Origin of the sequence: Wujia chipingensis, from assembly GCF_014337155.1 — a bacterium.
In the GTDB taxonomy this organism is placed as follows: domain Bacteria; phylum Bacillota; class Clostridia; order Lachnospirales; family Lachnospiraceae; genus Coprococcus_C; species Coprococcus_C hominis.
The window spans coordinates 1,341,564-1,359,107 of sequence record NZ_CP060632.1; the positions used below are offsets into that span (position 1 = coordinate 1,341,564).

General features: G+C 46.9%; 18 protein-coding genes. 17 read left to right on the forward strand and 1 reads right to left on the reverse strand.

Going from position 1 to position 17,544, the window contains the following annotated elements:
• Positions 1 to 3: 3 nt before the first annotated feature.
• From H9Q76_RS06240 to scpB, 10 genes are all read left to right on the forward strand, one after another.
• Positions 4 to 309, forward strand: a complete 306-nt coding sequence (locus tag H9Q76_RS06240) for an EscU/YscU/HrcU family type III secretion system export apparatus switch protein (protein WP_021985605.1) — start codon at positions 4 to 6, stop codon at positions 307 to 309.
• A gap of 16 nt (positions 310 to 325) precedes the next feature.
• On the forward strand, positions 326 to 703 hold the full coding sequence (locus tag H9Q76_RS06245) for a YraN family protein (RefSeq protein WP_117780188.1): 378 nt from the start codon (positions 326 to 328) through the stop codon (positions 701 to 703).
• A 75-nt stretch (positions 704 to 778) separates the two neighbouring features.
• Positions 779 to 1,720 (forward strand): peptidoglycan editing factor PgeF, encoded by a 942-nt coding sequence (pgeF, locus tag H9Q76_RS06250; protein ID WP_021985603.1) that lies wholly within the window; start codon positions 779 to 781, stop codon positions 1,718 to 1,720.
• Positions 1,721 to 1,760: 40 nt separating this feature from the next.
• Positions 1,761 to 3,101, forward strand: coding sequence for a DUF512 domain-containing protein (locus tag H9Q76_RS06255; RefSeq protein ID WP_021985602.1), 1,341 nt, complete (start codon positions 1,761 to 1,763; stop codon positions 3,099 to 3,101).
• On the forward strand, positions 3,094 to 4,416 hold the full coding sequence (der, locus tag H9Q76_RS06260; RefSeq protein ID WP_021985601.1) for a ribosome biogenesis GTPase Der: 1,323 nt from the start codon (positions 3,094 to 3,096) through the stop codon (positions 4,414 to 4,416). Before H9Q76_RS06255 ends, der begins: the two co-directional genes overlap by 8 nt.
• Before the next feature lie 2 nt (positions 4,417 to 4,418).
• Positions 4,419 to 5,090, forward strand: a complete 672-nt coding sequence (plsY, locus tag H9Q76_RS06265; protein ID WP_021985600.1) for a glycerol-3-phosphate 1-O-acyltransferase PlsY — start codon at positions 4,419 to 4,421, stop codon at positions 5,088 to 5,090.
• 13 nt (positions 5,091 to 5,103) lie between these two features.
• Positions 5,104 to 6,123 (forward strand): NAD(P)H-dependent glycerol-3-phosphate dehydrogenase, encoded by a 1,020-nt coding sequence (locus H9Q76_RS06270; protein ID WP_021985599.1) that lies wholly within the window; start codon positions 5,104 to 5,106, stop codon positions 6,121 to 6,123.
• A 140-nt stretch (positions 6,124 to 6,263) separates the two neighbouring features.
• Positions 6,264 to 7,724 carry a stage IV sporulation protein A gene (spoIVA, locus tag H9Q76_RS06275; protein WP_021985598.1) on the forward strand — a complete coding sequence of 487 codons (1,461 nt, stop codon included), beginning with the start codon at positions 6,264 to 6,266 and terminating at the stop codon, positions 7,722 to 7,724.
• A 21-nt stretch (positions 7,725 to 7,745) separates the two neighbouring features.
• On the forward strand, positions 7,746 to 8,498 hold the full coding sequence (locus H9Q76_RS06280) for a segregation and condensation protein A (protein ID WP_021985597.1): 753 nt from the start codon (positions 7,746 to 7,748) through the stop codon (positions 8,496 to 8,498).
• A gap of 36 nt (positions 8,499 to 8,534) precedes the next feature.
• A complete protein-coding gene (scpB, locus tag H9Q76_RS06285) occupies positions 8,535 to 9,110 on the forward strand; it encodes an SMC-Scp complex subunit ScpB (protein WP_021985596.1) in 576 nt (191 codons plus the stop codon).
• A 40-nt stretch (positions 9,111 to 9,150) separates the two neighbouring features.
• Here the strand turns inward: scpB and H9Q76_RS06290 are convergent, their stop codons facing one another.
• Positions 9,151 to 10,236, reverse strand: coding sequence for an HD-GYP domain-containing protein (locus tag H9Q76_RS06290; protein ID WP_181985472.1), 1,086 nt, complete (start codon positions 10,234 to 10,236; stop codon positions 9,151 to 9,153).
• Between the two features lie 137 nt (positions 10,237 to 10,373).
• Between H9Q76_RS06290 and H9Q76_RS06295 the strand changes: the two genes are divergently transcribed.
• From H9Q76_RS06295 to H9Q76_RS06325, 7 genes are all read left to right on the forward strand, one after another.
• Positions 10,374 to 11,534: a D-alanyl-D-alanine carboxypeptidase family protein gene (locus H9Q76_RS06295; protein WP_249321844.1), complete on the forward strand. Its 1,161-nt coding sequence runs from the start codon at positions 10,374 to 10,376 to the stop codon at positions 11,532 to 11,534.
• A gap of 66 nt (positions 11,535 to 11,600) precedes the next feature.
• Positions 11,601 to 12,383: a hypothetical protein gene (locus tag H9Q76_RS06300; RefSeq protein ID WP_249321845.1), complete on the forward strand. Its 783-nt coding sequence runs from the start codon at positions 11,601 to 11,603 to the stop codon at positions 12,381 to 12,383.
• Between the two features lie 19 nt (positions 12,384 to 12,402).
• Positions 12,403 to 12,978, forward strand: a complete 576-nt coding sequence (locus H9Q76_RS06305) for a dipicolinate synthase subunit B (protein ID WP_021985592.1) — start codon at positions 12,403 to 12,405, stop codon at positions 12,976 to 12,978.
• Positions 12,979 to 13,199: 221 nt separating this feature from the next.
• Positions 13,200 to 15,890, forward strand: coding sequence for a hypothetical protein (locus tag H9Q76_RS06310; protein ID WP_249321846.1), 2,691 nt, complete (start codon positions 13,200 to 13,202; stop codon positions 15,888 to 15,890).
• A gap of 137 nt (positions 15,891 to 16,027) precedes the next feature.
• Positions 16,028 to 16,228, forward strand: a complete 201-nt coding sequence (locus H9Q76_RS06315) for a type II toxin-antitoxin system Y4mF family antitoxin (protein ID WP_118670754.1) — start codon at positions 16,028 to 16,030, stop codon at positions 16,226 to 16,228.
• A 2-nt stretch (positions 16,229 to 16,230) separates the two neighbouring features.
• Positions 16,231 to 16,563, forward strand: coding sequence for a HipA N-terminal domain-containing protein (locus H9Q76_RS06320; protein ID WP_249321847.1), 333 nt, complete (start codon positions 16,231 to 16,233; stop codon positions 16,561 to 16,563).
• Positions 16,560 to 17,528 (forward strand): type II toxin-antitoxin system HipA family toxin, encoded by a 969-nt coding sequence (locus H9Q76_RS06325; protein ID WP_249321848.1) that lies wholly within the window; start codon positions 16,560 to 16,562, stop codon positions 17,526 to 17,528. The genes H9Q76_RS06320 and H9Q76_RS06325 overlap by 4 nt, the downstream gene beginning before the upstream one ends.
• The last annotated feature ends 16 nt before the right edge of the window (positions 17,529 to 17,544 follow it).

Here is a 17,544-nt window from a genome sequence, read left to right on the forward strand (position 1 = left end):
TAGATGGCACAGAATTTTAATGTAGAGACAAAGAAAAAAGATGATAAGAAAAAGGCAGTTGCCTTAGTCTATGAGCCGGGAAATGAGGCACCGCAGGTTGTTGCGTCCGGAAAAGGTGTGATTGCGGAACGCATCATTGACACGGCGAAGAAGAGTGATGTGCCGCTCTATAAGGACACCGACCTTACGAACACTCTGTTGAACCTGGATATCGGTGAATGTATCCCACCGGAGCTGTATGGCGTCGTGGCAGAGATCTTAGTCTATGTCGACCGGATGGATAAGCTGCGCGCGAAGCTTGGGAAATAGATAAGTGGGGATAGCTATGGAGAAACGATCGTACAATAAAAGGCAGGTCGGGACGGAGAAGGAGAAGCTTGCCGCGGAATACCTGAAGAAGAAAGGGTATTTCATCATTGAGAAGAATTACCGGGTACGGCAGGGCGAGATCGACCTGATAGCGCGGGACAGCATGTGTATCGTGTTCATTGAGGTCAAATACCGGGCGAATGGCAGAAGCGGGGATGCCTTAGAGGCAGTCACACGTGCGAAGATACGGCAAATCTCGAAGACTGCGCTTTTTTACCTGAATCAGAAGAAAATAAGCATTGAAAATACACCGATCCGGTTCGATGTGATCGGTATCAATGGAGATTCCATCACGCATGTTGAGAATGCGTTTGATTTTGTGATGACAAGGTAAGCTTAAGCATGATAGAAAAGGATAGCGTAAAACAGGAATCAATAAGAATAAACAGGAAGAGACAGGAACAGATAAATGAAACCAGTACAGTTTGATCTGAAAATAAATCCAGAGGCACTTGTGACGCGGGCAGAGGAACATCTGCATTTCTTACGGGAACGCAACACGTATTTCGAGAATGCGAAGGTGGAGGGTGTATCCGTCCCGGTTCCGGTGCTGCGGTATAAAATATTTGACGCATATCCGGAGCTCGTGGTCGGGTTTTCGACGCGACTGGGCGGTGTGAGCAAGGGATATCTGGGAAGTATGAACCTGAGCTTTACCCGTGGCGATGAGGAAGCGTCTGTGATGGAGAATCACAGACGGTTTGCGCAGGCGTGCGGGTACGATTACACGAAGCTCGTGTTCTCGGATCAGGTACATAAGACGAATCTGCGGATCGTGACGAAGGACGACTGTGGAAAGGGTATCGTGCGGGAACGTGATTTCTCGGAGATTGACGGACTCATCACGCAGGAGGTTGGAATTCCGCTTATGACGTTCTATGCAGACTGCGTACCGCTGTTTCTGTACGATCCAGTGCAGCGCGTGATTGCGACGGCACATTCCGGATGGCGCGGCACCGTTGGGCGTATCGGTATGGTAGTCGTACAGAAGATGCAGGAACTCTATGGTTCTAAGCCGGAGGATATCATCTGCGCGATCGGACCATCCATCTGCAAAGCCTGCTACGAGGTAAGCAAGGATGTGGCAGATGCGTGCGGCGTATATACAGAGGAACAACGGAAGATACTATTAGAAGACAAGGGAAATGGTAAATATCAGCTTGATTTACATCAGGCGTGCTATTATAATTTTACGGATGCAGGTGTGTTGCCGGAGCATATTGCGTTGCCGGATATCTGCACTTGCTGCAATCCGGAACTGTTATTCTCCCATCGGGCATCCGGTGGCAGACGCGGCAATCTGGGTGGCGTGATTATGCTATGCGAATCAACAGAGGAATGCCGGGATTGAAATATACAATCCATTTAATACAGAAATTTAGGACACAGATATGAAACGACATAAAATAACAAAGGTTGATGAAGGTGGAATTGCGGAGGAACTCGGAATCGAGGAAGGCGATTTTCTGCTTGCCATCAATGACAAAGAAATTGAAGATATATTTGACTACGACTTTATCGTGAACGACGAATACCTCGAAGTGCTGATCGAGAAAGCGAACGGTGAGGAATGGTTGTTAGAGGTCGAGAAAGACTACGACGAAGATCTCGGCATGGAGTTCGGGGAGTCTCTGATGGACGAATACCGGAGCTGCTTCAACAAGTGCGTATTTTGTTTTATCGATCAGAATCCGCCGGGCATGCGTGAGACGATCTATTTCAAGGATGACGATACGCGTCTGTCTTTCTTGCAGGGAAATTACGTGACGCTCACGAACATGAAGGAGAAGGATATCCAGAGAATCATCGACTATAAGTTAGCGCCAATCAACATCTCCGTGCATACGACGAACCCGGAGCTCCGGTGTCAGATGCTGCACAACCGGTTCGCCGGGAAGGTCATGGACTATATCCAGATGCTCTACGATGCAGATATTCCGATGAATGCACAGGTTGTGCTCTGCAAGGGGCTAAACGATGGCGATGAATTGCGCCGGACGATCGGGGATCTGCTCGCTTATGCACCGACGATCGAGAGTCTGTCGGTCGTACCGGTCGGACTGTCCAAGTACCGGGATGGGCTCTGTCAGCTGGAGAGCTTCACGAAGGAGGATGCGAGGGAAGTCATCTCGATTATCGAGGGCTTCCAACAGCAGGCGATGGAGAAGTTTGGCGAGCATTTCGTGCATGCGAGTGATGAGTGGTATATCACAGCAGGTTATGATATGCCGGGGGAAGACCGCTATGACGGCTATATCCAGCTGGAAAATGGTGTTGGCATGACGCGGCTGTTTTTAACAGAGGCACAGGATGCCGTGGATATCTACCTCGAAGATCATGACGGAAAGCCGTGGGCTGGGAAACGGAAGGTCTCGACGATAACCGGACTGATCGCCTATGACTATGTCTGTCAGGTTGCAGAGATATACAAGCAGGCGGCACCGGGGCTTGATCTGCAGGTTTTCCCAATCCGGAATGATTTCTTCGGCGAGAAGATCACGGTGACAGGACTTCTGACCGGACAGGATATCGTGAAGCAGTTACAGGGCAAGGATCTGGGAGAGGCGTTATTCCTTCCAAGCCAGATTGTGAAGGCGGATGAGCCGATTTTTCTCGATGATATGACGGTTGAGGAATTGCAAAACGCTTTACAAGTACCGGTGATTATTGTACAATCAAGCGGTGTGGGATTATTTAACAGAATGATAGAAATGGAGAACGAACATGAGTAGACCGGTTGTTGCCATTGTCGGCAGACCAAATGTCGGTAAATCTACATTGTTTAACACGCTGGCGGGCGATCGTATCTCGATCGTACAGGATACACCAGGTGTTACAAGAGATCGAATCTATGCCGATGTGACATGGTTAAATTATAATTTTACGATTGTGGATACGGGCGGTATCGAGCCGGAATCCAACGATATTATATTGAAGAGTATGCGGGAGCAGGCGGAGATCGCGATTGAAACCGCAGATGTGATTCTATTTGTGACAGATGTCCGTCAGGGACTTGTCGATGCGGACGGAAAGGTTGCAGATATGTTACGCCGTTCGAAGAAACCAATCGTGCTGGTTGTCAATAAAGTGGACAGCTTCGAGAAGTTTATGCCGGATGTATACGAGTTTTACAATCTGGGACTGGGTGATCCACAGCCGATCTCAGCGGCATCCCAGCTTGGACTTGGCGATATGCTCGACGAGGTGGTCAAGCATTTCGGCGAGAATGCACTGAAGGAAGAGGAGGATGAGCGCCCACGTATTGCAATCATCGGAAAGCCAAACGTTGGTAAATCATCCATCATCAACAAGCTACTCGGCGAGGATCGTGTGATTGTATCGAACATTGCCGGTACGACGCGTGACGCGATCGATACAACGATCAAGCGGAATGGCACAGAATATGTGTTTATTGATACGGCGGGACTGCGCCGGAAGAATAAGATCAAGGAAGAGATTGAGCGGTACAGTATCATCCGTACCGTATCAGCGGTCGAGCGATGCAATGTGGCAGTGCTCGTCATTGATGCAACGGAGGGAATTACCGATCAGGATACGAAGATCGCAGGTATCGCCCATGAGCGCGGCAAGGGTATGATTATCGCCGTCAATAAATGGGATGCAATCGAGAAGAATGACAAGACAATGAAGAAGTTCACCGAGGATGTGCGTGAGAAGCTTTCGTATATGCCGTATGCGGAACTGCTCTTTATCTCTGCGGAGACCGGTCAGCGTCTGCCGAAGCTTTTTGAGACGATTGACATGGTTATCGAGAACCATTCGCTTCGTGTGGCAACTGGTGTCTTAAATGAGATCATGGCAGAGGCAGTTGCTTTGAACCAGCCACCTTCAGACAAGGGTAAACGCCTGAGACTTTACTATATCACACAGGTTTCTGTGAAGCCGCCGACGTTTGTCATCTTTGTCAATGATAAAGAACTGATGCATTTTTCTTATACGAGATACATCGAGAATAAAATACGGGAGGCGTTTGGATTTAAGGGAACGCCGCTGAAGTTCATTATACGGGAGAGGAAAGAAAAATAATCATGATACTAGCGAGAGTGATCTGTCTGGTGGCAGGCTATGCATTTGGACTGCTTCAGACATCGTATATCTATGGAAGAATGAAAGGCATTGATATTAGAGAGCATGGAAGCGGCAACGCTGGAACAACGAATGCCCTCCGGGTACTCGGAAAGAAAGCCGGACTGATCGTATTTATCGGCGATCTGTTCAAGGCAATCATCATCAGTGCGATCGTGCATGTTGTGATCGGACATTTGTATCCAAACGAGGTGTATCTGTATCTTGCCTATGCCGGACTTGGCACAGTGCTTGGACATAACTTCCCTTGTTATCTGCATTTTAAGGGAGGAAAGGGAATTGCGACAACCGCTGGGATTATCGTTGGTTTCTTAGATCCTGTGATTATCGTCAGTTGTCTGATTGCGTTTATTGTGATCGTAGCGATTACCAGATATGTCTCCCTTGGTTCCATCACCATCGTGACGATGTTCTGTATCGAGTATGCGATCTTCGCATTCCATGGGAAATACGGCTTTGATCTGGCGAGTGCACCATCGTATCATGCGATGGTGGAGAGCGTGATCGTGGTAGCCGTGATCTGCGGAATGGCGATCGTGCGGCATCATGCGAACATCGTGCGGCTGTTGCATCATGAGGAAAATAAATTAGGCGCGAAAAAAGCGGTTTCATAAAGGGGGTTAACGTATGAAGATCGGTATATTGGGTGCCGGAAGCTGGGGTACAGCGTTGACGGTACTGTTATCAGACAATGGACATGATATTACTGTGTGGTCTGTGGACGAAAAGGAAATTGAGATGCTTGACACGAAACGGGAACATCTGACGAAGCTGCCTGGCGTGAAGCTGCCGGATTCGGTGCGTTTTACGACAGATGAGCAGGAGGTGTGCAAGGATGCAGAGCTTCTCGTGATGGTCGTTCCATCGCCATTTATCAGAAGCACGGCGAAACGTGTCGCACCTTACATAACAGGGGCACAGACAATTGTAAATGTATCGAAGGGAATTGAGGATGAATCCCTCAAGACTCTGACAGAGGTAATACACGAAGAGATTCCACAGTGCAAGGTTGGCGTCTTATCCGGTCCAAGCCATGCAGAGGAAGTTGGAAAGCGTATGCCGACAACCGTGGTTGCCGGTGCGAAGGATGAGAAGACCGCGCTTATGATCCAGGATGCATTTATGAACGATTACTTCCGTGTGTACGCGAGCCCGGATGTGATCGGTATTGAGCTTGGCGGGGCACTGAAAAATGTTATCGCGCTTGCGGCAGGTGTCGGCGATGGACTTGGCTGTGGTGACAATGCAAAGGCTGCGATCATCACACGTGGTATAGCGGAAATCATCCGTCTTGGAACTGCGATGGGCGGTGAGCTTGAGACATTTGCAGGTCTTTCCGGAATTGGAGATCTGATCGTGACCTGTGAATCCAAGCATAGCCGGAACCGGAAGGCAGGATTCCTGATGGGACAGGGTAAGACCTATAAGGAAGCAATGGATGAAGTACAGATGGTTGTTGAGGGCGTGTATTCTGCAAAGGCAGCTTACAAACTCAGCCAGAAATATGGTGTGGAGATGCCGATCGTGTCGGTCGTCAATCGGTTGTTGTTTGAGGATTTAAACGCAGAAGAGGGTATGAAGATGCTACTCACCAGAAACCGTACTTCTGAATCGACAAGACTTGCATGGGACAATGAGCAGGCCTAGAGACATATATCAATAAAGAAGTGAAATAGAAGCTGTCAGAGGACGGCTTCTATTTTTTTGGAATAAATCATGTAGCCGGACATATATTATATTGAGTTATTGAACATAGTCAGGTAGGAATATAGGAGGCTAGTGCTTGGATGAACATTTATAAGGATATAGAAACACGAACCAATGGCGAGATCTATATCGGTGTGGTCGGTCCGGTGCGGACAGGAAAATCGACCTTTATCAAGCGATTTATGGAGCTGATGGTGCTTCCGGCGATTGCGGATGATAATAATCGGAAGCGTGCCATGGATGAGCTGCCTCAGTCGGCTGCCGGAAAAACCGTGATGACGACCGAGCCAAAGTTTATCCCGAAGGAAGCGGTTGAAGTGCTGTTTGAGGATGGGGTACATTTCAAATGCCGCATGATTGACTGTGTCGGATACATGGTACAGGGCGCAGAGGGACACGAGGAGGACGGCAAGGAACGGCTTGTGAAGACACCGTGGTTTGACTATGATATCCCGTTTACAAAGGCGGCAGAGATTGGAACAAAGAAGGTCATCTACGACCATTCGACCGTCGGCATCGTTGTCACCTGTGACGATACAATCTCGGAGCTTGACCGAAGTGCGTACATACAGCCGGAGACACAGACGATTCAGGAGTTAAAGACGCTCGGCAAGCCGTTTATCGTGATCTTAAATACGAGAAAGCCAGCCAGCCCGGAGACACTGGAGCTTGCACAGCAGATGGAAGCAGAGTATGGTGTCGGGGTATTGCCGATCAACTGTGACCAGCTGCGGAAAGCCGATGTCGTACATATTTTTGAAGCACTGTTGTTGGATTTCCCGGTGACCTGCGTGAAGTTTGATATCCCAAAATGGGTGGAAGCACTCGATATGAAGGATGCAATCAAACAGAAAATCGTGGAGAAGACAAACCAGATCTTTAGTCAGATGTATCTGATGAAGGATGCGACGAACTATGCGTTTGTCGAGGATGAATATCTGCAGTCCATCGAGATGCAGGCACTCAACCTGGCAGATGGCTCTGTCGAGATCCGTCTTGTATTAAAACCGGAATATTACTATGCAATGCTTTCTGAGATCATGGGTGAACCGATCCAGAACGAATACGATTTCATGAAAGCAGTCAAGTCGCTTGCTGCAACAAAGTCCCAGTGTGCGAAGGTAAGTACTGCGCTGATGCAGTCGTTTAAGACCGGCTATGGCTCGGTAACACCAGATGCAGGCGATATCCGGCTGGGTGAACCGGAGATCATCAAGTCCGGAAACAAGTTCGGCGTGAAATTGACGGCGCAGGCACCGTCCATCCATCTGATCAAGGCGAATATCACGACTGAGATTGCACCGATCGTCGGCTCCGAGGAACAGGCGAAAGATCTGATCGCATATATCCATCAGGATGGGGAGAAGCAGGACGATATCTGGGACGTGAATATATTTGGTAAGACGGTGCGCCAGCTTGTGGAGGATGGACTTTCGGCGAAGGTCAACAAGATCACGCAGGAAAGCCAGCAGAAATTACAGGATACGATGGAGAAAATCGTCAACGATTCGAACGGCGGAATGGTTTGCATTATTATCTAAAAGATGATAGAATAGCCGGGTATGGACGAAAAATTAGAATTCAAGATCAATCAGTTTGAAGGTCCGCTTGACCTGCTGCTGCATCTGATCGATAAGAACAAATTTAATATATTTGATATTCCAATCGTCGAGATTACCGAGCAGTATCTGGATTACCTGAATCGTATGCAGGAGGAAAATCTGGACGTGATGAGTGAATTTCTCGTGATGGCAGCGACATTGATTTCTATTAAGGCGAAGATGTTACTGCCACGCGAGGAGAAGGAAGAGGAAGAAGAGGAGGATCCGCGTGCCGAGCTTGTGCGTCGTCTGTTGGAATACAAGATGTACAAATACGCATCGCTCGAGCTGAAGGATATGAACCTCGATGCCGGAAAGAACTATTATAAGCCGGCGACGATTCCGAAGGAAGTCCTCGAATACAAAGAGGAGATTGATCCGGCAGAGGTGATCGGAGATGTGACACTCGCGAAGTTAAATGAGATATTTACCCAGGTGATGAAGCGTACGGTTGACCGTGTTGATCCGGTGCGTAGTAAATTCGGAACGATCGAGAAGGACGAAGTGCGGATCGAAGATAAGATGGACGATATCCGGGCGAGCATCCGAGGACTAAAGGGTATTAATTTCAAGACACTGCTGGAGATTCAGGCGACGAAGATTAATATCATCGTAACCTTTATGGCAATCTTAGAGCTGATGAAGGTTGGCGATATCACGATCCGGCAGGATGAGCTGTTTGGAGATATCATTATCGATTCGCTGGAAGCATAGAGACAAAGAGATGGAAAGTGAGAGGAAGATACATAGATGGAAGAAAGCGTAAAAAAGACAGAGGCTGCCATTGAGGCAATCCTTTTTTCCATGGGCGATGCAGTTGAGCTGAAGGATCTGGCAGATGTGCTGCAGATAGACGGAAAGACAGTACAGAAGATTCTGGACGATATGATGGTGCGTTACGAGGAAGAGGATCGCGGCATCAAGATTGTTAAGCTGGAGAATGCATATCAGCTCTGTACGAAAAATGAATATTATGATATTTTATCCAGTCTGGTGAATATCCCGAAGAAGCATAGTCTGACGGATTCACTGATGGAGACACTTTCCATCGTGGCATATAAGCAGCCGGTCACAAGACAGGAGATCGAAGCAATCCGTGGTGTATCATGCGTGCATGCAATCAATCGTCTGGTAGAATACAATCTGATTACCGAAGTCGGAAGACTGGATGCGGTCGGTCGACCAATCCTGTTTGGAACAACCGAGGATTTCTTAAGATGTTTCGGTGTTTCTTCGATGGACGAGCTTCCATCTATCACCCCGGACAAGATCGAACGATTCCGTCAGGAGGCAATGGACGAAGTAAATATCAAAGTAGAAGTATAAAGAGAGATAGAAAAATGGGTATCTGTTTGCAGATACCCATTTATAATATACTGTCGATGTTAATATCAGTCTGTTTCGACAAATCGATAAAATTATTCTTTGTTTTTACCATCGGTTTGGAGAGACGGACTTTGTTGATAAAGACAATGTCACCTTCCTCACCGTTGCTTAAACGGACTTTACAATTCATATAGCTGTTTACCACGTGTTCTAAGAAAGTAAGCAGGTATTTTGGATTGTATTTTTTTAGTCCGTCTTCCTCGAACATGTTGATGACTTTAAATGGACTGATTGGTCCGCGATAGACGCGTTTTGCTGTCATAGCCTCGTAGATGTCTGCAATCGTGACGATCTGGGCACACCAGTCAATCTGGTTGCCTTTTAAGCCAATCGGGTAGCCGGAGCCATCGCATTTCTCGTGGTGCATCAGGGCGGCATACTGGATATGCGGATCGAGCTTGTTCTTCTGTAACAGCTGATACCCTTTGACCGGATGGGTTTTGATAATGTCGAACTCGTCCTTCGTGAGCCTGCCCGGCTTCTTCAATATCGCATCCGGAATCAGCAGCTTGCCTACATCATGGAACAGACCGCAGGCGGTGATGAGTTTCTTGTCATCTTCGGACAGATTCAGCCAGTCAGCGAAGATATTGCAGATGAGCGCGACGTTTAATGAATGGTTAAAGGTCGAATCATCATAGTTTTTCATGGTTGAAAGCATTGTGAAGATGCTGAGAGGGGAGTCATTTAACGCTTTCATCGTCGTCATGGTGTTCTGAAGCATCATATCCACGTCAATCGGAGCATTCTTGTAGACAATATCGTTTAAATGATCGCCCATTTCGGAGATGCTTTTCTCATAACGATGGACGAATTTTTTGTATTGTGGTTTTTCTTTTATTTTCTCAGTGTCAAGCGCAGAGGAGAGATCGTTTTCCTGTGATTCAACAATAGGTTCCACGATATCAGAGATATCAACAAATACAACATCATTGCCAGAAAGCATCTGGATAATACTCTTCGTAAGCACCGTATCCTTCGGTACGATCAGCTTGCCACTGTTGGAGTAGGTGTCGGTCAGTGTAACCATACCTTCCTCTAATTCAGATGTAAAAAGTGTTGCCATACGCGTCATCCTTCGTCGAAAATTCTTCTATTTATTTTACAGGATTTCGGAAACGATTTCAATTAGAAAGTCTAACTCGTCACAATTATCCATATAATGGAGTAGATGTCTGAGAAGCTTGATAAGAAAGGAACAGCATGAAGAACTATATTGTATATCTACTCGTTATGATCGTTGTGATCTGTGGGTGTCCGGTTCCGTCTTCTGCGGCGGAGGAACCGAAGTTGTATGCGAAGGCGGCAGTGCTGATGGATGCGGATACCGGGCGGGTATTATACGGAAGGGCACCGGATGAGGCGCTTCCTATGGCTAGCACGACAAAGATCATGACACTGATTCTCGCGCTTGAATATGGAAATCCGGATGATGTTGTGACTGTGAGCAGTTACGCGGCAAAGATGCCGGAGGTACGGTTAGGGCTTCATGCCGGTGACCGGTATGTGCTGCAAGATCTTCTGTATTCCATGATGTTAGAGAGCCACAATGACAGCGCATGTGCAGTGGCAGAACAGGTCGGGGGAAGCGTGGAGGCATTTGCGCAGATGATGAACCGGAAGGCGGCGGAAATCGGACTGCATGATACATATTTTATCACACCGAACGGATTAGACGCCGAGGATGCGGGCGGCGTACACCATACGACCGCTCGTGATCTGGCACAGCTCATGCGGTATTGCGTTACGCAGTCGGAACAGAAAGAAGCGTTTCAGGCAATCTGCCAGACACGGCAGTATACATTTGCAAGCTGTGACGGTACACGGCAGTTTACGGTATATAATAAGAATGCACTGCTCGACCGGATGGATGGCGTGCTCGCCGGGAAAACGGGATTCACCGGGAATGCCGGGTATTGTTATGTGGCGGCGGTAAATGTCGGAGAGAAACATTTTATCGTTGCACTGCTCGCGTGTGGCTGGCCTCATAACCGGCATTACAAATGGGCAGATACGAGAGCCTTGCTTGCATATGGCGATGCAAACTATGAATACCGGGAAATCAAACTTGCAGGGGTACAGATTCCTGCTATTCCGGTCTCAGATGGCTTGGAACCGACCATTTCCGGTACATGTGAGGGGAAGTTTACCGTTTTGCTTTCAGACTCGGAGACGGTACAGCAGCGGTTTGTACCGGAAAGCGGACTGGCTGCACCGGTTGCACGGGGCGACACGGTCGGCACCCTGCAGGTATCCATCGGGGACACCCGGCTTGCCGGATATCCGGTGTATGCAGCACAAACAGTAGACAAAAAGGATTTTTCTTATTATATTGGAACGGTATTCGATGCATTTTTTTATTGAGAAGCAAGAGACCTTTCCCAAGCAGTATGCATATAATAGAGTATCGTAAGGAGGATGTGACAGCGTATGCGGAATATCATTGTTTTCGGACACGATCCGCGGATGGAGAGTGTCGCCGGATATTTTTATCATCTTGGATATGATGTATATGAGAACCCGGAAGAACCGGTTGCGGATGCGTGTGTGATCACCGCACCGAAGCTTTCGGAGGCAGAGGAGGACGCGTTATGTGCGTATGTGACAGACGACCAGATCTTATATCACGGTCTGCTGTCAACGGCAAGTCAGCAGAAGCTGCAGGAAAAAGGTGTTACCTGTCATCCATATCTGCAGCTTGAAACACTTGTGACAGAGAATGCGCAGCTCACCGCACAGGGAATCCTGTCGATCGCCGGAAGAGATGCCGTGCTCTTGGAAAGCCACTGTCTTGTACTTGGATATGGGCATTGCGGAAAAGCAATCGCAGATGCACTGGCAAAAGCCGGGGCACATGTGGATGTTGCAGTCAGACGGAAGGAACTTAAACCTAAGATCGAACAGCAGGCATATGGATACCGGAATCTTGCACAGTGGGATCATTACACCTATGATAAATACAGCTATGTGTTCAACACGATACCGGCAATGGTCTTAGACGCCGGGCATCTGCAATGGTTTTCCCCGTCGATTCTCATCTATGATATAGCTTCAAGCCCGGGCGGAACGGATTTTGCGTATTGTAAGGCACACGGCATCCGGGCAGACATCTATCTGGGTATCCCCGGAAAGCTGTATCCAAAGGAAGCAGGAACTGTGATTGCTTCCGGCATCTACGAGCATGCGCTTGCCACGGAGACTCCTTCGGACTAACAAAAAGGAGCCATAAGGTATGCGGTCAGACTGTCATCTGGGATTTGCGATTACCGGATCATTTTGTACGTTCGAAAAGATAAAAAAACAGATAGAGCTTCTACGGGATGAGGCGGCGAGTATCACGCCGATTTTTTCACAGCATGCCTATGAACTGGATACGCGGTTTGCGGAGGCGAAGTCCTTTGTGAAAGAGATTGAGACAATCACAGGAAGAAGCGCGATTCACACGATACAGGGCGCAGAACCGGTCGGACCGAAGAAGCTGTTCGATGCCCTTGTGATCGCACCCTGCACGGGAAACACAGCAGCAAAGCTTGCAAATGGAATCACGGATACTCCGGTTTTGATGGCGGCGAAGTCGCACCTTCGGAACGGGCGTCCCGTGATCATTGCTATTTCCACGAACGATGCGCTTGGCATCAATCTGCAGAATATCGGAAAGCTCATGGTGATGAAGCATATCTATTTCGTTCCGTTTGGACAGGACGATGCGGTAAAAAAGCCGAATTCCTGCGTGGCGGATATGACAAAGATTGCAGAGACGGTAGAATATGCACTGGCAAAGGAGCAGATCCAGCCGGTATTATTATAAAAAATGGTTGATTTGGAACCGTTCGTCCCAGAAAAATGCATTTCGTCCCAGAAAGGTTGTCACAACAAGTAAAATATGTTACAAAAAAAGCATGTTACTATCAGAGTAGCGTGCTTTTTTGTTATGGAGACAAGAAATATGCGTGCATTTTATGAGGTGCATTCGACCATCATGCAAAAATGATGATTATCGTTAACTGAGATAAGAAAGAGAGGGATCATATGCGAAAAAGAGAGGGAATGAAAAAACGAAAACATATTACCAGATGGATTTTAAGCGCCATGTTTGTCCTTGGTATGATATTTTCAATGAAATCAATGACTGCATTTGCAGCAGACGAAGAGACTCAGACTATATATATCGGAGGAAATAAATTGACGGTTTCCATAGAGAAAGCGTCTTACTGGAACTATAATGAGGTGAATGGTACCATCACAGCCTGTGCGGAGCAGGAAGCAAATGTATTGATCAATACGGTGGGAAAATATGGAGATCCTGCATCGTCAATATACGTGAATCTGGTAAATGTAAATATTAAAGCAAAAGGCGGTACAGAGGATTCCTCCAATGCAGGTATTTACAATCCGGAACAGGAAACCAAGATGTATCTACGGATTAATGGAGATTGTAGCGTTACCGGTTCTATGTATGGAATTTATGCAACAATTTATGTTACACCGTGTGATGAGGAGGCCAGACTTACGATTACAGCAGATAGTAAGCTTGCTCCTGAAGGTGTGGATGTTAAAAATGCAATTTCCTTGTATTCGGGAGGGGCGAATTATATTTACCGGGGGTATGGGCATACAGATTTTTCAGTGATCCTGCGGAGTGATACCATGACCACAATAAAAGGTGGTGGGGATTTTACTTGTCAAAGTACAAAAGCATCTGTTAGTATCAGTCCGAATATGGACGGCAGCGATGCAACAGAATACATCAAGGAAAATGGTGTATTTAACCTTGGAGATACAAGACGGGTAAAATATAGGGAATATAAGAACGGTACACTGATGTATGATAAAGCGAAGATTACCGGAGCAACCTTGAAGTTTCATGACGGAGATGTCCCGGCATTCACGGCGAAGGTTTCAGAGGAGGATTCTGAAAAATATAATATTTCAAGTGAACAATGGAGTGAGCTGGATGAGAACGGGAATAAGGTGAAGTGGTGTTCCTCCTATAATTCTGAGAATCCGAAGGATGAGAGTCAGTTGTTAAAAAAATTTGAAGCCGGAAAGACATATTTTTATTCGGTAACGATTACTTGTAAGAGTTGGGACGTTAGTTTTACGGAACAAACACCGGTCATTATTAACGGAGAATCCTTTCTGATTACAAATAAAAAGATTGGAGAGGACTATGTAGTCATTGATGCTGTGAATGTGAAAAGTATCACAATACCAAAAGAAATTAAGCAGATTGAAATAGCTGATGTAACGCTTCAGCATGAGGCGGGAGAAACACCGAAGGCAACTGCAGCATTGTCTGGTGAGAATGCGGATGATTATAGGATTGCATATGAGTATTGGGAGGAAATGCAGGAGCAAAGGGATGGTAGTTTCAAACCGGTGAGATTTTGGTATTCCGATGAGCGTGAAAATGCAAAGCTTGCAGAGGATAAGAAGATAACTGCCTTTGAAGGCGGGAAAACTTACAGGCATAGCATCAAGCTGGAAACATGCAATGAGAATTTTTTTGCTTCTGAAAATGATGGATTGTCTATTCTTGTAAATGGACAGACAGTAAATGCAAAAGACATGAAGATCAGTGATGACGGCACGACCTGTAATTTGCCTCTTGCTACTGAGACGATTGAGAAAGTCCCAGAACCAACTCCAGAACCGAAGCCGGAACCAACGCCTACACCTACCCCGGCACCGGTTGTGACACCGGATGTTACGGTTTCTTACCGTACACATGTACAGTCCATCGGCTGGCAGGGCATTGTGACGAACGGCACGATGAGTGGAACTTCCGGCAGGGCGAAGCGGCTCGAAAGCATCGAGATTTCGGTTGCAGGCAACAGCAATCTCGGCATCCGGTATACGACGCATTGTCAGAGCTATGGATGGTTACCATGGTCCGCAAATGGCGAGATGAACGGAACCGAGGGCGAGGCAAAGAGACTCGAAGCAATTAAGATTCAGCTCACAGGCGTAGATAAAGAGAAGTATGATGTATACTATCGTGTACACGCACAATCTTACGGCTGGCTTGCGTGGGCAGCCAATGGCGCACCGGCAGGAACGGCAGGTCTTGCGAAGAGACTCGAGGCAATCCAGATCGTGATTGTGAAGAAGGGTGAAAGCTTCGATCATGCAATCGGAAATATCCAATCTGCCCGTGGAGAAGCATATATCGCATCATCCACAGCAAATGCGAATCCGGTTGTTGCAGGTGAGAACAATGTAAATGTAGAATATCGTACACACATACAGTCCTTTGGCTGGCAAGGCTGGAAGTACAATGGCGTGATGAGCGGAACAAGCGGCAAGGCAAAGAGACTCGAAGGCATCAACATCAAATTAACGAACAAGCCATACAGCGGAAGCATTGTCTATACGACACATGTACAATCCATCGGATGGCAGGGCAATGAGAACAATGTGAATACATGGTTCCGTGATGGTCAGATGGCAGGAACAAGCGGACGTGCGAAGCGTCTTGAAGCAATTCGTATCGCACTGACCGGCGAGATGGCAGAGCATTACGACGTATACTACCGCGTCCATGCACAGACCTACGGCTGGCTTGCCTGGACGAAGAACGGCGAAGCTGCCGGAACCGCAGGACTCAGCAAGCGTCTCGAAGGTATCCAGATCGTACTTGTACCGAAGGGCGGTGCTGCACCGGCGAACAATTACGGTGGTGTTGTAACGACGAATAAGCAGACATATATTAAGAAATAATATTTTTACACCCGATAAGGTATAATTCAAAGAGAATTAGCATAAAATATACCTTATCGGGTGTATTTTACATACAAAACATTGCATTTATACCCGATAAGGTGTAAAATGCTCTAAAAAAGACAGGCGGTGATCGTATGAATCAGATTGCAGAATTTATAAAAAAGAATCGTAAAGCAGCGGGACTGACGCAGGAGCAATTTGCCATGCGGGCAGGTCTTGGTTTGCGTTTTGTACGTGAATTGGAGCAGGGAAAAGAAACAGTGCGCATGGACAAGGTAAACATCGCACTTGGAATGTTTGGAATGGAGGCAGTTCCGGGAAGGCAGGTTGATTAGGTATGGATACGATTTTTCGAACGGCATATGTATATGTGCGGAATGTATTTGCAGGAACGTTACTGGAAACAGATGAAGGATATTCATTTTCCTACGATCAGACATATTTGAAAGATGCGCAAGCGAGTGCTGTTTCATTGACGTTGCCTTTGACGGACGAGGTGTATGAGTCGAAAACAATGTTTCCTTTTTTCGATGGATTGATTCCAGAGGGCTGGCTGCTTGGTGTTGTAAGCCGGAATTGGAAGATTGATTTAAAAGATCGGTTTGGACTTTTGCTGGTTGCATGTAAGGATGCAATTGGAAATGTCACCATAAGGGAGGAACGTGTATGAATTGTTTATGTTGTGGAAAACCATTGAAGAAGGAAACGGAATCGGGTTGGCATGCATCCTGCATAAAGCATTTTTTTGGTACGGATACGATACCGGAAATTGATATCGCAGAGCAGACATTGACGACAATTGTAATGGAATCAATTCAAAAAGGTTTTACGGTTCCGGGGGTACAAAAGAAATTATCGTTACATTTGCTGTCAGAAAAAAATAAACCACGTCTCACACTTGTGAATTATCCGACGGGATATATTCTGAAACCACAGGTAGAGCAGTTCGAAGCATTGCCAGAGGCAGAACAACTGGTTATGACAATGGCAGATACAATCGGGATTTCTACGGTTCCGCATGCTCTGATGAGGGGGGATGGAGATCTGGCATACATTACGCGACGCGTTGACCGGGTGGAGGATGGTGAACATACGAAGATGCTTGCGATGGAAGATTTCTGTCAGCTTGATTTGCGTCTGACACAGGATAAATACAAGGGGTCTTATGAGCGGTGTGCAAAAATCATAGAGCGGTATTCCTGTCGAAAAGGTTTGGATATGGCAGAATTATTTATGAGACTGGTGTTTTGCTTTGTGGCTGGAAATTCGGATATGCATTTGAAAAATTTCTCGTTGATTGAGACTGGAGAGGGCACTGGCACATATAGTTTGTCACCCGCGTATGATCTACTTCCGGTGAATGTAATCATGCCGGAAGATAAGGAACAGTTTGCACTTGCAATGAATGGAAAGAAACGGAATCTACATCGAAAAGACTTTTTAGTTTATGCAGATGCATGTGGAATATCCAGAGTGTCTGCAGAGAAGATGCTGGATGCGGTGATAGAGCAACGGCAGAAGTTTGTTGCAATGTGTGAAGCATCGTTACTTCCGGAACACCTAAAAGAACGGTTTGAGAAGCTGATACAGGAACGATGCGATGCAATCACGAAAAGAACGCAGAGGAAGGAGTGAATCGCTCCAACCTCTG

What these genes read in the sequence shown, in the direction of transcription:
- H9Q76_RS06240 (WP_021985605.1), top strand. Translation starts at nt 4, where the DNA reads ATGGCACAGAATTTTAATGTAGAGACAAAGAAAAAAGATGATAAGAAA.
- H9Q76_RS06245 (WP_117780188.1), top strand. Translation starts at nt 326, where the DNA reads ATGGAGAAACGATCGTACAATAAAAGGCAGGTCGGGACGGAGAAGGAG.
- pgeF (WP_021985603.1), top strand. Translation starts at nt 779, where the DNA reads ATGAAACCAGTACAGTTTGATCTGAAAATAAATCCAGAGGCACTTGTG.
- H9Q76_RS06255 (WP_021985602.1), top strand. Translation starts at nt 1,761, where the DNA reads ATGAAACGACATAAAATAACAAAGGTTGATGAAGGTGGAATTGCGGAG.
- der (WP_021985601.1), top strand. Translation starts at nt 3,094, where the DNA reads ATGAGTAGACCGGTTGTTGCCATTGTCGGCAGACCAAATGTCGGTAAA.
- plsY (WP_021985600.1), top strand. Translation starts at nt 4,419, where the DNA reads ATGATACTAGCGAGAGTGATCTGTCTGGTGGCAGGCTATGCATTTGGA.
- H9Q76_RS06270 (WP_021985599.1), top strand. Translation starts at nt 5,104, where the DNA reads ATGAAGATCGGTATATTGGGTGCCGGAAGCTGGGGTACAGCGTTGACG.
- spoIVA (WP_021985598.1), top strand. Translation starts at nt 6,264, where the DNA reads ATGAACATTTATAAGGATATAGAAACACGAACCAATGGCGAGATCTAT.
- H9Q76_RS06280 (WP_021985597.1), top strand. Translation starts at nt 7,746, where the DNA reads ATGGACGAAAAATTAGAATTCAAGATCAATCAGTTTGAAGGTCCGCTT.
- scpB (WP_021985596.1), top strand. Translation starts at nt 8,535, where the DNA reads ATGGAAGAAAGCGTAAAAAAGACAGAGGCTGCCATTGAGGCAATCCTT.
- H9Q76_RS06290 (WP_181985472.1), bottom strand. Translation starts at nt 10,236, where the DNA reads ATGGCAACACTTTTTACATCTGAATTAGAGGAAGGTATGGTTACACTG.
- H9Q76_RS06295 (WP_249321844.1), top strand. Translation starts at nt 10,374, where the DNA reads ATGAAGAACTATATTGTATATCTACTCGTTATGATCGTTGTGATCTGT.
- H9Q76_RS06300 (WP_249321845.1), top strand. Translation starts at nt 11,601, where the DNA reads ATGCGGAATATCATTGTTTTCGGACACGATCCGCGGATGGAGAGTGTC.
- H9Q76_RS06305 (WP_021985592.1), top strand. Translation starts at nt 12,403, where the DNA reads ATGCGGTCAGACTGTCATCTGGGATTTGCGATTACCGGATCATTTTGT.
- H9Q76_RS06310 (WP_249321846.1), top strand. Translation starts at nt 13,200, where the DNA reads ATGCGAAAAAGAGAGGGAATGAAAAAACGAAAACATATTACCAGATGG.
- H9Q76_RS06315 (WP_118670754.1), top strand. Translation starts at nt 16,028, where the DNA reads ATGAATCAGATTGCAGAATTTATAAAAAAGAATCGTAAAGCAGCGGGA.
- H9Q76_RS06320 (WP_249321847.1), top strand. Translation starts at nt 16,231, where the DNA reads ATGGATACGATTTTTCGAACGGCATATGTATATGTGCGGAATGTATTT.
- H9Q76_RS06325 (WP_249321848.1), top strand. Translation starts at nt 16,560, where the DNA reads ATGAATTGTTTATGTTGTGGAAAACCATTGAAGAAGGAAACGGAATCG.